Below are 15,099 nucleotides of genomic sequence, written 5' to 3'. Positions count from 1 at the left end.
GCGCGCCGGAATATTACGACAAGAAGACGGCCCCGTACATAAGCGACAAGGCGATGACGTAGGCAGGGTGAATGCGCCATTTGCCAAACAGCAAAAAAGTGCTGGCGGCAGCAAGAAACACCGTTTGGCCGAACCCGGCCCCTTCGTATGACTCGCGGAAAAAGTCGATGGCCATGATTCCAAGCATGACAGCGATCGCTGGGCGGATGTAGGCGGTGAGCCGCTTGACTTGCGGCGCGTCCTTCCATTTGTACAAAAACCCTAACAGCGCCAACAACAAAACGAGCGACGGAGCGACGCTGGCAAACACCCCGATGACAGCACCAAGAACACCGGCTTGTTCATATCCGATATAACCGGCCATTTTCGTCGCAATGGGGCCGGGAAGCGAGTTGCCAAGCGCCAGCACTTCGCTGAACTCGTTGACTGTCATCCACTTGTAACGGTCAACGACTTCATGCTCAATGAGCGGGATGGATGACGGGCCGCCGCCGTAGCCGAGAATGCCTGGCCAAAAAAAGGCGAGAAACAAATGCCAATAGATCATGACGACACCCTCCTTTCTCCGCCTTTGTCTCTATCCACCGCCTTCGGCTTGCTTCGGCCGACAAACGCCGCGGCAAGCAACACGGCGATCACAAGCGCCGGATGAAGCCCGAGCCACTGCAAGGCGACAAAACAAGCGGCAAGAAGCAAGGTCGCCGGCCAGACGCCGAGGGCAGTGCGCGCCTGCTTGGCGAACTGCCATGTCATCTCGGCAAGCATCACAGCCACGACTGGCACGACCGCTTTCGTCATCCCAGCGACCCATGGTGTGTCTTTGAACGAAGATAAGGCGGCCAACAGCACGATCATTAACACGACCGTCGGAGCCGTCGTCGCCAGCACGGCGTTCACCAAGCCGAGGGCGCCACCGACGCGGTAGCCGATATAGCCGGCAAGCTTCGTGGCGATCGGGCCGGGCAAGGCGTTAGCGATGGCCAAAATCTCGGCGAATTCTTCGTCCGTCATCCAGCGGTATTTTGTCACCACTTCGGCGCGCACGAGCGGAATCGAAGACGGGCCGCCCCCGTACCCGAGCATGCCGACGCGAAAAAAGGCGAGAAACAAATGCCATTGATTCATTGTTGTCATTCCTTTATTGTGAGTTTCACCAAGCGGCGACCGCTCCATCTGTGCGCGGCTCCGTCCCGGCGGCGAGCACGCCGGTGTCAGGATCGCGCCAAATGATTTGCCCGCGCCCGAACGGGCCGCCGTCAAGCGCCACGCGGATGTCGTGCCCTTTGCGAGCGAGCGCTTCGGCGATATGACGCGGGAAGTGCGGCTCGACGAGCACCGTTTTTCCTTCCATCCACTGCCAACGTGGCGCATCGAGCGCCGCTTGCGGGTTTAAGTCAAAATCAACCGTGTTCATAACGACTTGCAGATGCCCTTGCGGCTGCATGAATCCGCCCATGACGCCAAACGGGCCGATCGGTGTGCCGCCTTTCGTCAAAAAGCCGGGGATGATCGTATGGTACGGCTTTTTCCTTGGCGCCAGCCCATTCGGATGGCCCGCATCGAAAGCAAAATTGTGGCCGCGGTTGTGCAAGGCGATGCCCGTGCCCGGAACGACGAGGCCGGAGCCGAAGCCCATGTAGTTGCTTTGAATATAGGACACCATATTCCCTTCACCGTCTGCGACGGCCAAATAGACCGTTCCTCCTTTTGGCGGCGTTCCCGGCTCCGGTGTGAGCGCCTCCTTGCCGATTTGCGCCCGGCGCATGGCGGCAAATGATTCCGATAACAGCTCGTCTGGATTGTAGTCCATATAGCGGCGGTCGGCGATGTACGCCTTCCCATCGGCAAAGGCCAGCTTCATCGCCTCGATTTGCCGGTGATGCGTCTCGACATCGGGCATGCTTGGCACGTCAAAGCCGTTCATGATGTTGAGCGCCATCAACGCGACAAGCCCTTGGCCGTTCGGCGGAATTTCCCATACCTCATACCCGCGGTAAGAGACAGAAATCGGCTCGACCCATTCCGGTTCATACTCAGCGAGATCCTCGAGCGTCAAAAAGCCGCCGTACTGCTTCGAGAAGGCGGCGATGTGTTCCGCCAGCTCGCCGCGGTAAAAGCTTTCCGCTTCCGTTGCGGCGATGGAGCGCAGCGTCGCCGCATGGTCCGGAGACGCCCACACTTCCCCGATCTTCGGCGCGCGGCCGCCCGGCGCAAACGTCGCAAACCACGAAGCGAACTCCGGCCCGCGGAGCGCTTCCTTGTATGTACGAAACGCCGCGGCCCAGTACTTTCCGAGCACCGGCGACACCGGGTAGCCGTTTTCCGCATAGGCGATCGCCGGCGCAAGCGCCTCCACAAGCGGGAGGCGGCCGAAGCGCTTTGACAGCGCCGCCCACGCCGCCGGCGCCCCCGGCACCGTCATCGGAGCGAAGCCGTATTTTGGCATCTCCGTATAGCCCCGCTCTTTCAGCGCTTCAATCGAGATCGCTTTCGGCGCATAGCCGCTCGCATTCAGTCCATACAGTTTCCCGTTCGTCCACACAAGAGCGAACGCATCGCCGCCGATGCCGTTCGATGTCGGTTCGACAACCGTTAAGCAAGCAGCCGCAGCGATCGCCGCATCGATAGCATTGCCGCCTTTTTTCAACACCTCAAGCCCCGCTTGCGCCGCGAGCGGCTGCGATGTCGCCACAACGCCGTTTTTGGCGAACACCGTCATCCGCTGCGATGAATAGGGGTGGTATAAGTAGTCCATGGCCACGATCCCCTTTCTTTTGTTAAGTGAAGAATAAAACGTTTCAAAAACAACACTGTTTCCGTTTTCATTTATTTTAAAGGAAAGTGGCAGTGATTTGCATTCTTGTTCCTAAAAATGAAAGAATATTCAAAACATAATTTTTGGCGGTTCATCACTGAAAGATGTACTTGACTTTTAGACACAAACATAATATCGTTCCTCCCGGTCGAACAAAAAATAGCCATGACTGCTTGGGTCACCTAACATGAAAAACGTTTTTCATCTTATGGTGAAGAGCTTTTTTTGGCTACCGTTTTTCCCACGTCTGACTTTAGAAGCGGCAAAGCAAAAAGACCCGTCCGCTTGTCTTAGCAAACGGACAGGCCTTTTCGTCGCATTTTTCGTTTCCTCTGCTAGACGCTTTGTCGATTACGCTCTTGCCATGCCGATCGAGGCGTCTGGCGTTTTGTAGGATGAAGCGTCGTTGTTTTCGTCTTGATTGTTGTCGCTTGGCGTCGTCGAATGGTCATCAGCCGATGGCTGTTCATTCGCTGGATTTTCATCCGCCGGCGTTGTTTCATCGCTTGGCATCAATTCTTTTTCCTTGTTCGTGGCGGCGCGGTCGCTTCCTGCGTTATCTTCCGCTTTGTCAGTCAAAGCCGTCAACGGTTTGTTGACATAATCAATCGGATTTACCGCCCGGCCGTCTTTGCGAATTTCAAAGTGGACGTGGATGCCGGCTTCCTTGTTGAATTCGCTTTGCCCCGCCTTGCCGATCACTTCGCCTTGTTTCACCGTATCGCCGGCTTCCACTTTCACGTCAGCGAGCGATTGATAGACGGTCGTGACCCCTTGTTCATGGTTGATTTCGACAACGTAGCCTAAAATCGGGTCTTTTTCCGCTTTCGTCACCGTGCCGCTTAAGGAAGCGGTGACATCAAACGTTTTGCCGTCTTGGCGAACTAAGTCGATGCCTTGGTTCGGATGGTACGTATGATCATAAAAGACAAGGGCTGCTTCCTGTTCTGCTTCCGATGCTTTGTCATCGTAGAACGGCGTTTTCACTTGCACCGCATTTGGATCAAGCACCGGCATCGCAATCGTTTCGACCGTTTCATTGACCGGAACAGCCGGATTTTCTTGTTGGGCGGTGCCGTTTTTCGCCACGTTGTCTTTGCCTGTATTCTCCTCTTTGCTTGCCTGGAACCAAAGGGCGCCAGCGACGATCAATGCGGCAGATGATAAATAGATGGCCGGAAATACCCAGCGTTTGCGAAACAGACGCTTCAGCGACGATTGTTTTTGTTCCTCTCTCATGTTCATCACCTCAGCAACCATTTTGAACAGAAAGAGGAAAAGATATACACATCAAAACCAATTTTTTCACTTATTTTTTGACATTCGGCTAGATTTTATACACAAAAAATGAGGGGCGCCTCCCTGTCTTTGGCCCTGAGAAAGGGACAAAAAAGTCGAGGGCGCAAAATCCCTCGACTCATCCGTTTTTCGCTGTCAGCTTGTTCAAAAACGCCGTCGCCGACGAAATATGGACACCGCGGTAATAATATTTGACAATGTCAGCGTACGTTTTCCCTTCTTTCGCCATAAAGTTGGCCCCGTACTGGCTCATGCCGACGCCATGGCCGTAGCCTTTCGTCGTAATGATGATGTCATCTCCGTTGCGCACCCAAGTGAAATCACTCGACGGCAACCCGAGCCGTTCGCGCACATCACGGCCCGTAAACGTCTTGCCGCCGATTTTTACTTCGCCGACGCGGCGGCCGGGAGTGCGCGATACAATGACGCCGACTGAGCCGTCAGCGGGCAGTTCGATCCCCAACCTTCGCTCGAATTCCGCCACCGACATCGTTTTCCGCTGGTAAAACTTCGGCGATTGTTTATCCCATGGGCTGGCGACGCTTTTTAAATAGGGAAAATCGCTTTGCCAATAGGCTTCCGAATTTTCGGTATACCCGTTGCTTGTTGAGAAAAACAGCGCCTCGATCGGCTCGTTGTTGTATGTCAAAATTTGTCCTTGCGTTTCCAACACGGCTTTTGTCACTTTTTTGATTTTCCAATCATAATCGCTGCCCCACAGCTTTCGCAACTCGTCATCGCTGTAATAGACTTGATGAGCCACCGTGTCGGTCACATTCGCTCCTTTTGGCAGGCGAAACGGCTGGTTGGCAAGCAGCTGCTTGACAATGTATGTGCGCGCCGTCAACGCTTGCGCCTTTAATGCCTCGAGCTCAAATTCGGCCGGCATTTCCGCTGCGACGACGCCGATGACGTATTGCTCGAGCGGAATATGTTCGACACGTTGTTCTTTGCTTCGGTAGACCGCCACCTCGACGGACGGCCCTTCGGCTGCCTGCGACCGCTGAAGTTGTTCTTGCTTGTGCAGTTGTTCGGCCAATTTCGTCACCTTCCCGTCATAAAAGGGAAGAACGAGCGCTGTCGGAATGACGAGGATGGCGACAAATAGCAAGAAAGCGAGCACCATTACGGGTTTCAATCGTTTCACCATAGCCGAGCCCCCAATATGCGTTTTCCAAGCACAAGCGGACATTGCGAACAAATGCCTGCATTGGCTTCGGTTCGTTACTATAGTTATGGGCTCGGACAAGTATGTATGACAGTTTTCTTTTCATAGAAAAGTTCCATGGGCAACGTGTTGCCCTCCACCCAGGGATGAAAATCTCGCTCCAGTTCGGCATTTTCACAGAAAAGATCCATGGGCAGCACGATCTGCCCTCCACCCGGGGATGAAAATCCCCCTTTTCTTCCCATAATGAAGAATAGGCGCAAACAGTTCAACAGGACGTTATGCTTAATGGTGGCTTAGACCCTGTACGGAAAAGTGTTTGAATCCACTGGGTGCACCACCCATTGTCCGCCCTTTCCTGTGATAGAGGAAAGGTGACGACGAACGGAAAACTGCCGCATGTCTCCCGTGGATTCGCTGTTTGCGCACTCCATCATCGAAAAGGAGGCATTTCATCATGGATGTCATCTATCCTCGCTGCGCAGGATTGGATGTTCATACCGAAACTATTGTCGCTTGTGCCCTATGGGAAGAAGAGGGGGAGATTCAAAAGGAGATCCAAACGTTCTCAACGTTCTCGAAAGGGCTTGGCGACCTGCTCGAGTGGCTCGAAGACCATGGGGTCACCCATGTCGCCATGGAATCCACCGGCGTGTATTGGAAACCGGTCTTTGCCTTCCTCGAGGGCTATGTCGACTTGACTTTGGCCAATCCGCAGCGGATCAAAAATGTCCCGGGAAGAAAAACCGATGTCTCTGACGCCGAGTGGATCGCCAAGCTGCTCCGCCATAGACTCATTGAAAAAAGTTTCGTCCCCCCAGCGCCGATTCGTGAACTGCGGGATTTTACCCGCCTGCGCAAAAAGTGGGTCGGACAGTTGAGTTCAGAGAAAAACCGGATTCAAAAAGTGCTGGAGTCTTCCAATGTCAAGCTGGGCTCCGTCCTCTCGGATCTCTTCGGCGTTTCCGGACGAAACATCCTTGCCCGGCTGCTCGAGAAGGGATACGTGGACAAGGACGAGCTGGATCAATGCCTGCGCGGCAGGCTCAAAACGAAAAAGCAGGCGGTGTACGATTCGCTGCTGGGCACCTTGACCGAACATGAGCTCTGTCTCCTTCGCCTCTTGTGGAAACACGTGGAGGAATGCGAGCGGCTCATCGAAGAAGTCGACCAGCACATCGACCGCCTGCTCGAGCCGTATCGGGAGGAAGTGGACTTACTGATGACCATGCCTGGAATCAAAAAACAAACCGCCGCCATCATCATCGCCGAGATGGGAACCGACATGAGCGTCTTTGAAACGCCGGAACGGGCGGCTTCATGGACGGGGTTGTCCCCCGGCAACCATGAAAGCGCCGGAAAGCGAAAGAGCACGCGCACCACCAAAGGCAATCCCCATCTTCGATCAGCGTTATGCGAGGCGGCATGGTCAGCAGCTCGATCCAAGACACATCCCTTGTCCCGAAAATTTTGGTCGTTGGCGGCCCGATGCGGGAAGAAAAAAGCCCTCATCGCCACGGCTCGACGAATGTTGGTGATCATCTTTTGCATGATCTCCCGCAAAGAGTCGTTCCGCCAACCACAACTCATTTAGTATAGCCAACAGGCAGCCGGATGATACGAGATGCCCGAAAATGGGGCACCTCTGCTTTCCTATTGCCTTCTTTGGCCATTTTCAGTATACCCACACGGATCAGGAGCGTATACAGCACTCACCCAGTGGTGGGGATTTTCACGGAAAAGGTCCATGGGCAACGTGTTGCCCTCCACCGGAACATGAAAACGACGACCCAGCTTGGCCATATAGCAACCTCAGGCGCGTGCCATGTGCGGATAGAAAAAACGACCATTTCCTGCTCGAAGGCAGTTCACGGTCGTTTTCTCGCTCCTGATCCGTTTCATTGGATCGCTTGAATGTGGTCGAATTGTTCCGTTTCTTCACGGACGCGTTCAATGTCAGCCCCAAGCGCAGCCAACTTTTCATGGAAGCGGACGTACCCGCGGTCGAGATGACGAAGCTCGGTTACGCGCGTGTAGCCGTCTGCCGCGAGTCCAGCCAAAATCAACGCTGCCGCTGCGCGCAAATCGGTCGCCGCCACTTCCGCGCCTTGCAGCTGGCACGGACCATTGATCATGACCGAACGACCTTCAATTTTAATATCGGCGTTCATGCGCCGGAATTCCTCAACATGCATAAAGCGGTTTTCAAACACCGTCTCGGTGATCATGCTTGTGCCTTCCGCTTTCAACAAGAGAGCCATCATTTGCGACTGCATGTCGGTCGGAAAGCCCGGATATGGCATCGTTTTAATGTCGACGGCTTTCAGCTTTTCCGGACCAATGACACGCACCCCATTTTCCTCTTCAATGACCGTTACGCCCATTTCTTCGAGTTTGGCGATCAGCGAGCCTAAATGTTCTGGAACCGCCCCTTGCACGAGGACGTCGCCGCCGGTGATGGCCGCTGCCACCATAAACGTGCCAGCTTCAATGCGATCCGGAATGACCGTATGTGTGGTGCCGACGAGCTCGTCGACCCCTTCGATTCGAATCGTTCCGGTGCCGGCGCCGCGCACTTTAGCGCCCATCGCATTCAAAAAGTTCGCCAAATCGACAATTTCCGGCTCTTTCGCACAGTTTTCGATCACGGTTGTTCCTTCCGCGAGGACGGCGGCCATCATAATATTTTCCGTCGCCCCGACGCTTGGAAAATCCAAATAAATTTTGGCGCCGCGGAGCCGTCCATTCACTTCCGCATCAATAAAGCCGTTGCCCACTTTCACGGATGCACCCATCGCTTCAAATCCTTTTAAGTGCTGATCAATGGGGCGCGAGCCAATGGCACAGCCGCCCGGCAGCGCTACACGGGCTCGGCCGTTGCGCGCCAACAGCGGGCCCATGACCAACACCGATGCGCGCATTTTTCGCACGTATTCAAACGGCGCTTCCACCGTCAACGGACCGGTGGCGTCGACGGTGACCGTTTCGCCGGCAATGTGCACGTCGGCGCCTAAATAGCGGAGCACTTCGCTGATTGTATATACATCGGAAAGAGCAGGCACATCATGAATCGTACTCGTTCCTTTCGTAGCCAATAAAGTGGCAGCAATGACAGGCAAAACGGCATTTTTTGCGCCTTCCACTTTGACGGTGCCGCTCAACCGGTTTCCGCCACGGACGATGATCTTTTCCAAGGTATTCCCCTCCGCGTCCAATTTCTCTATATTAATATTCAATGGTAATGATTGGGGTTCCAGCAACGACGCGCGTCTTGCCGCCCAATCTTTCTCTCAAGGCGAGTTGCAGGTTGATCGGCTGATGATTGGCGGCCGGGAGAACGTTCTTCCACTGCCCAGTATATGCAGACAGGGAAACGAGTGACTCTTCCCGCAACCACTCGACAGGCGTCGCTTGAAAATCACGAAGCAATTGAGAGGCTTGGTCGAACAAACCACCTTTCATATTACCACTGAACTCGCCTTCAATACAAGCAAAAAATGTAGGGTGGTTCACAAATAGGCTGTTCGTCGTTTTTTCAATGTGCTGTGCTGCTTCTTTCCACCTAGCTTGGCTCCACATCGGACCGGTCGCTTCATAGAGGATATACGTTTGCGGCATTCCGTTTGTGACGGTCATCACAAGCTGAATTTGTTCACGAAAGAAGGAATGGTCGTTCGTGCCGATCACTTTTTGCCAATGGTTAGCTTGGTGGAACGTCCAGCGAAAGGAGCGGTATGTTTGTTTGAACTCCGCCATTTTTTTGAAAAAGTCCGCATCATTTTGAATATCGTGGGCATACTCTCTTGTGTACACGACCCAACGGCCGAGCGAGGCACCATGTTGCACCAATGTGTGCGCCATCGTTTCCAACGGCTTGGACCATTCGTTCCCCCCGGCGCCCTCCGTCCGGTATTGTCCTGCGGCCAACAACGAGACCGCGGCGACGAGCGCCATTAGCCAACAGACTGGATTTTTTCTCATCTTCGTTCCCTTCCTCTCCTTACTTGTTATTGTTGCCGCTGAGCAAGGGAACATACGTCAAAAAAATCGACAATCGGTGATTTTTGAAACCGTTTTCAAATATCAAAGCGAAGGGCAATCGGCGGAGAATCGGTGAAAAAAAGGGACAGCGTGCAAAGAGACGCCGTCAAGGGCGGGGCCCCTTGACGGCCGAACAGAGGGCGAGGCAAGCGAGGGGAAGCCGAAGCCATGCGGCGCCCCAAGCCTCGCTATTCGCGGAACAAATACGGCAAATCGGTTGACCAAGCCCAATAGTCGAGGAAAAAGTTCGCCACCGTCGAGCCGATGGCAATCGTCAATAAAATGTACAACAACCGCCCTTGAACGACACGGTTCGGCCGAAGCAACACCTCGAGCCTCACTGCCTGCAGCGTCCACCACGTCACCGCTAGAAACGCCAAATGAACGATAATCGAAATCAACGCTTGTTGGCCGATGACCGGCATCATCAAGTTTCACCTCTTTCTCCAGCATATGTGAAACGGTGCATACGAAGCATTCTCTCTTTTCCGAAACGCGGCGAGCAGCCAGGGCGCTTCATCTAAAATCGGCAAGGATACCCCCACTTCAATCGTGTGCAGGGCGATAGCCCAACGATAAGTGGGGGAGGAATTGCCGTCAGATACGATAGTATCTGAACCTACACTTTTCCGTGAAAATGCTGCGCCTTGAGTGAACATTTTCATACCGAGTGGAGTGCGAATGCGCTTATGGACCTTTTCTAAAGAAAATGCGCAAGCCTTGAAACTTCCTGCTGGGTGGAAAGCAAAAAGGATGGCTCATGAATCTTTCCTTCGCAAAGCAGGCAGCGCATCCCCCCTTTCCAAACGAGGCCAGCGGCGCAAAAAAAGAGGAGAGGCATTCTCCCTCTCCCTTTATTCTACCGTTACGGCAAAAAATCGCCAAAATGCCCAAACTGGGCGAGTACATCGTAAGCCAGCCCCGGCGCCCAGCCGATCGCCAACGTTCCAAGCGCGCAAAGGATGACGGCGGTCGACAAACCGGCCGGAAGCCGGCCAAGCGGTGCCGTGAACGCCGGACGGAAAAAGAGCTGAACGATCAAATGGAAATAATACACGTATGAGATGACAGTCGTGATGGCCATCACCACAGCGAGCACGTAATGGCCCGGTTCAGTGACGACAAGGCCAATGAATATATACAGTTTGGCAATAAACCCAGCCGTTCCCGGAATGCCGGCAAGCGAGAGCAAAAACAGCCCGAGCGCTGAAGCCAACAGCGGACGATGCCGGTACAAGCCGGTGAGTCCATCCAAATCATCCGATCCCGTTTCATTGACAATATGGGCCACAATAGCAAACGCTCCGATGTTCATGAACGTATAGACAACCAAATACAGCCAAAGCGAATCGATCATCGTCCATGACATCGCGGCAAACCCGGCGAGCAAGTAGCCGGCATGGGCGATGCCTGAATAGGCGAGCAGCCGCTTTAAGCTCCGCTGCCGAAGCGCCACAACGCTGCCGATGATCATCGTCAATCCGGCTAACACGGTGATGACCGGCTGCATCGACAAGAGAAGCGATGATGGGTCCCGCCCTTCAGACGGCGCTGCGGCAAAGATCGTCACGAGCAAACGGAGAAGAAGGACAAAGCCGGCCGTTTTCGACACGACGGCAAAAAACGCCGTCGCAGGAACGGGCGCTCCTTCGTACACGTCCGGCGCCCACATATGGAACGGAACGGTCGCCAGCTTAAACGAAACCCCGATCAGCAAAAGGAGAAACGCCAAAGCGAGCATGTACGGCTCGTTCGTCTCCTGCAAACGGCGTGCAATGCCGCCGAGATTCGTCGTGCCGGTCAAGCCGAACAGATAGCTCATGCCAAACAGCATGATGGCGGTGGCGATGCCGCCGTTGATCACGTATTTGAGCGCCGCCTCATTCGACTCCGGCGCTGTTTTGCGTAAGCCGGCCAAAATGTAGGATGATACCGACAGCAGCTCGATACTGACGAACAGCGTCAGCAAGTCGCCGCTTGACGCAGTCATCATCGCCCCAAGCAAGGCAAACAGCATCATATAGGCAAACTCGCCGCGGTGAGGACTGTCTTCTTTCGGTTTCCAATCGGCGGTCAGAAGCAAAGCGAATGCGGCGCCAGCCAGCACAATGAGCTTAAATGCTTTGGCGAACGCATCGAGCCGGAACGTATCATGTAAAATGGATGCCGGCTCGGCCGGAATCATCGCCGCTGTCGCGATCATGGCCAATGCCGCCGCCGCCGCGGCGCCCCAGGCGAGCGGACGCCGGCTTCGGCCGCTTGGCAGGGCCAAATCGATCACTACTAGCACAATGGCAACCGCAAGAACGATCCATTCCGGCGTCATCATGCCCCAATCGGATTGCCATACATCGTTCATGTGATCACCCTCCTAGCCCGTTCATCATCGTCTCTACGACGGCTGTAAGCGGCGCGGCCAATAGCTGCGGATAGACGCCAACGGCCACGATCAACGCGACGAGGATGAACGCCGGCACTGCTTCTTTCCCTCGCAAGTCGACGGCAGCCTGATGCACCTCGATCGCCTCCGCCGTCGATCTTGGATTCATGACCGCCCCTCGACGGTCGCGGCCGAATGTGATGTCAAGAACAGCCTTGAGCGAGTAAGCCGCAGCTAAGATCAACCCAAGCGCCCCTACGGCGGCGAGGACCGGCTTCGTTTGAAACAGCCCGAGAAACGACGTGAATTCACCGACAAACCCCGCCATGCCCGGCAAGCCGAGCAAGGCGAGCGCTGCTGTAAGCAAATACCCGGAAAAGAGCGGCATCGCTTTCGTCAGTCCGCCAAGCCGGTTGAGATCCGTCGTTCCCGTTCGCCCGGCGAGCACGCCGACAAGCAAAAACGACAAAGCCGAAATGAGCCCGTGTGCGATCGATTGCAGGACCGCTCCTTGAATACCGGCCTCATTCAACGCGCCGAGTCCGATGAGCACAACCCCCATATGCGATACGCTCGAGTAGGCGAGCACGCGCTTCAGTTCGCGTTGGCGAAGCGCCAACAGCGCGCCGTACAACACGTTGATGACGCCAAATAGAGCGAGAACGCCGGCAAACGAGCGGAACTCGCCCGGAAACAAGCCGACCCCGAAGCGAATCATCGCATATGCCGCAATTTTCAATAGCACCCCGGCGTGAAGCATGACGACCGGCGGCGGCGCTTCAACGTGAACGCGGATGAGCCAACGATGGAACGGAAAGGCTGGCAGCTTGATCGCAAACGCCAGCAGCAGCCCCCCCAGCAGCCAGCGACGCCCCTCTTCCGAAAGCGGCGCAATCCACTGCCCTTGGGCAACGGGATTATGTAACATCTCATGGAGCAAGGCAAAGTTCGCTGTTCCCGCGCGGGCGACCAACACCGCGATCACGACAAGCAGTAAGGCCGAACCAAGACCGTTGTACAACAAGTAGCTGTACGCCGCCCGCTCGCGCTCAAATCCGCCCCACTTGCCGACAAGCAAAAACATGGCAACCAACGTCACTTCTAAAAAGAGGAAAAACCAAACGAAATTGGCGGCGGAAAATACGCCGAGCATACCAATCTCGAGCGCCAGCAGCCAAAGAAAATACCCTTTTTTCTCCGTTTTGACAAGCACCGACGCCAAAGCGGCCAACGTCGACAACACCGCAGTCAAAACGATAAAAACAAGCGACAGCCCATCGATGCCAAGCTCATAACGGATGACGTACGCCGCGTCCGTCAAAAATGGCAGGTCAGCAAGCCGCACCCAGTCCCGCGCTTCATCGAGCTGCTCGAGGCGAAACCCACGCCCGGACTGGATGAAAGCAAACAGCGCCAAAATGAGCGATGGTACGGTGGCGGCCGTTCCGAGCCATTGAATCATTCGTTCATCCGTTTTGCGGACAAACATCAACAACACGATGCCTAACAGCGGTGAAAAGACGAGCAGTGATAAAAACATCATAGCCAGTACCCCCCTGTTAAGGCGAAGATGACGACCAAAATCGCCAATCCGGCCACCGTCACCGCCCCATATGTCTGCGCCTGCCCGTTTTGCCCACGCGACCCAGCCGAGGCAGCCGCGCCGACGATGCCGGCCGCAAGCCGGGCGATCCCTTCAACAAGGAAGCGGTCGACATACACCAACAAACGGCTGATGAGCGACACGAGCGCCACAACTGTCAAACGGTAGATGTCATCGATATAGTAGTGGCGGCGCAACAGCTCATCAACATACGGAACGCGCGCGGACAGCCAATCGCGCGGCACCTTCCGCGCCCCATACATGAGCCAGGCGAGGAGAATCCCGGCAAGCGAGACGATTGCCGCCGCCACAGCAATCCATCCCGGCGCCGCTTCATGACGATACGCTCCATCCGTCAACCATTCCCCAAGGAACGGGCCAAACCACGGCGTTTGCACGTACCCCGCCACGATCGACAACACGCCGAGCACAAGCATAGGACCAACCATGGATGCCGGCGCTTCATGCACCTCTTCATCACGGCGCGCTTTTCCGGCAAAGACGAGGAAAAAGAGACGGAACATATAAAACGACGTCAGCAGCGCGGCAGCGACCGCGAGCCAAAAGAGAGGGCGCGGCCCGTTCGTCCAAGCGGCAGCCAAAATTTCGTCCTTGCTGAAAAAGCCGGAGAATAGCGGAACCCCGCTGATCGACAGCGCTCCAATCAAAAACAGCGGCGCGGTCCACGGCAACCGCCGCCAAAGTCCGCCCATTTCCTCGATGTTTTGGGTATGGACGGCATGAATGACGCTCCCGGCGGCCAAAAAGAGGAGCGCCTTAAAGAACGCATGCGTCGTCAAATGGAAGATGGCCGCGACATAGCTGCCGGCGCCAAGCGCCAACATCATATAACCGAGCTGGCTGATCGTCGAATACGCGAGGACGCGCTTGATGTCCGTCTGCACGAGGCCAATCGTCGCGGCAAAAATGGCCGTCACCCCGCCGACCGTCGCCACAGTCATCATTGCCGCATGACTTGCCTCATACAGCGGAAACAATGCCGCCACAAGATACACACCAGCCGCCACCATCGTTGCGGCGTGGATAAGCGCCGACACCGGCGTCGGACCTTCCATCGCATCCGGCAGCCACGTATGGAGCGGAAATTGCCCCGATTTGCCGATGGCGCCGATGAATATCAAGATCGCCGCAAGCGTCGTCATCCCCGGCGACAGCGTCCCATCGCCGACGGCGCGGAAAATGTCATCATAATCAAAGCTGTGCGTTTGCCAAAAGAGCAACATCATGCCGACGAAAAAGCCAACGTCGCCGATGCGCGTCATGATGAACGCCTTTTTCGCCGCCGCTTTCGCTTCTTCTTTGTAGAAGTAAAACCCGATCAGCAAAAACGATCCAAGCCCGACGAGCTCCCAAAAGATGTACGCCTGCAGCAAATTCGGCGACAGCACAAGACCGAGCATCGCGAACGTAAACAGGCCCAAATACGCGTAAAAGGTGGAAAACCGTTCATCGCCGGCCATATACCCTTGCGAATAAAGGTGGACGAGCCAGCTGACGACGGCGACAACAGCGAGCATCCAAGCGTTTAGGGCAGTGACGGAAATCCCGACCGTCAACGTCACGCCGCCCAGCGTCATCCATGTCCAGTCTGCCTCATACGTCGACCCGCCCAGGCGATCCACAAGCACCGCGAGCGCCAAAAGCAAGGATAAAAACGCCGCGCCGATGCCGACATAGGCGCTTGCTTGTTTCCATCTTCGCCCAAACAAAAGCAGCAAAAGGAACGAACCAAGCGGGAACAGCGGCACAACCCAAGCCAGGTTCATCATCGT

12 protein-coding genes are annotated in these 15,099 nt (G+C 55.3%); 1 reads left to right on the top strand and 11 read right to left on the bottom strand.

Annotation, left to right across the window (positions count from 1 at the left end; all coding sequences use genetic code 11):
• Positions 1-13 precede the first annotated feature (13 nt).
• The 5 genes from N685_RS0106005 to spoIID form a co-directional block, all read right to left on the bottom strand.
• The gene (locus tag N685_RS0106005) at positions 14-547 is read right to left on the bottom strand and encodes a chromate transporter (protein ID WP_031406706.1); all 534 of its coding nucleotides are present in this window, start codon (positions 545-547) and stop codon (positions 14-16) included.
• The gene (locus tag N685_RS0106000; protein WP_031406704.1) at positions 544-1,125 is read right to left on the bottom strand and encodes a chromate transporter; all 582 of its coding nucleotides are present in this window, start codon (positions 1,123-1,125) and stop codon (positions 544-546) included. Before N685_RS0106000 ends, N685_RS0106005 begins: the two co-directional genes overlap by 4 nt.
• Positions 1,126-1,150: 25 nt before the next feature.
• Complete coding sequence (locus N685_RS0105995; RefSeq protein ID WP_031406702.1) at positions 1,151-2,755, bottom strand: gamma-glutamyltransferase family protein; 1,605 nt, start codon at positions 2,753-2,755, stop codon at positions 1,151-1,153.
• Positions 2,756-3,166: 411 nt separating this feature from the next.
• Positions 3,167-4,054, bottom strand: a complete 888-nt coding sequence (locus N685_RS0105990) for a peptidoglycan DD-metalloendopeptidase family protein (protein ID WP_031406700.1) — start codon at positions 4,052-4,054, stop codon at positions 3,167-3,169.
• A 178-nt stretch (positions 4,055-4,232) separates the two neighbouring features.
• The gene (gene spoIID, locus N685_RS0105985; RefSeq protein WP_031406697.1) at positions 4,233-5,264 is read right to left on the bottom strand and encodes a stage II sporulation protein D; all 1,032 of its coding nucleotides are present in this window, start codon (positions 5,262-5,264) and stop codon (positions 4,233-4,235) included.
• 475 nt (positions 5,265-5,739) lie between these two features.
• On the opposite strand from spoIID, the gene N685_RS0105980 reads away from it, so the two are divergent.
• Complete coding sequence (locus N685_RS0105980) at positions 5,740-6,876, top strand: IS110 family RNA-guided transposase (protein WP_031406696.1); 1,137 nt, start codon at positions 5,740-5,742, stop codon at positions 6,874-6,876.
• A 304-nt stretch (positions 6,877-7,180) separates the two neighbouring features.
• Here N685_RS0105980 and murA read toward each other — a convergent pair whose 3' ends face one another.
• The 6 genes from murA to nuoL form a co-directional block, all read right to left on the bottom strand.
• Positions 7,181-8,476, bottom strand: coding sequence for a UDP-N-acetylglucosamine 1-carboxyvinyltransferase (gene murA, locus N685_RS0105975; protein ID WP_031406694.1), 1,296 nt, complete (start codon positions 8,474-8,476; stop codon positions 7,181-7,183).
• 31 nt (positions 8,477-8,507) lie between these two features.
• Positions 8,508-9,263 (bottom strand): YwmB family TATA-box binding protein, encoded by a 756-nt coding sequence (locus tag N685_RS0105970; protein ID WP_031406692.1) that lies wholly within the window; start codon positions 9,261-9,263, stop codon positions 8,508-8,510.
• A gap of 248 nt (positions 9,264-9,511) precedes the next feature.
• Entirely contained in the window at positions 9,512-9,751 is a 240-nt protein-coding gene (locus tag N685_RS0105965) for a DUF1146 family protein (protein WP_011232810.1), read from the bottom strand.
• 437 nt (positions 9,752-10,188) lie between these two features.
• Positions 10,189-11,682 carry an NADH-quinone oxidoreductase subunit NuoN gene (gene nuoN, locus N685_RS0105955; RefSeq protein ID WP_031406689.1) on the bottom strand — a complete coding sequence of 498 codons (1,494 nt, stop codon included), beginning with the start codon at positions 11,680-11,682 and terminating at the stop codon, positions 10,189-10,191.
• Positions 11,683-11,686: 4 nt separating this feature from the next.
• A complete protein-coding gene (locus tag N685_RS0105950) occupies positions 11,687-13,246 on the bottom strand; it encodes an NADH-quinone oxidoreductase subunit M (RefSeq protein ID WP_031406687.1) in 1,560 nt (519 codons plus the stop codon).
• Positions 13,243-15,096 (bottom strand): NADH-quinone oxidoreductase subunit L, encoded by a 1,854-nt coding sequence (gene nuoL, locus N685_RS0105945; RefSeq protein ID WP_031406686.1) that lies wholly within the window; start codon positions 15,094-15,096, stop codon positions 13,243-13,245. Before nuoL ends, N685_RS0105950 begins: the two co-directional genes overlap by 4 nt.
• Positions 15,097-15,099 lie beyond the last annotated feature (3 nt).

Source organism: Geobacillus vulcani PSS1 (assembly GCF_000733845.1).
Taxonomy (GTDB): domain Bacteria; phylum Bacillota; class Bacilli; order Bacillales; family Anoxybacillaceae; genus Geobacillus; species Geobacillus vulcani.
The sequence above is the reverse complement of the archived record's forward strand: the minus strand, read 5'-3'. Positions and strand labels throughout refer to the sequence as shown.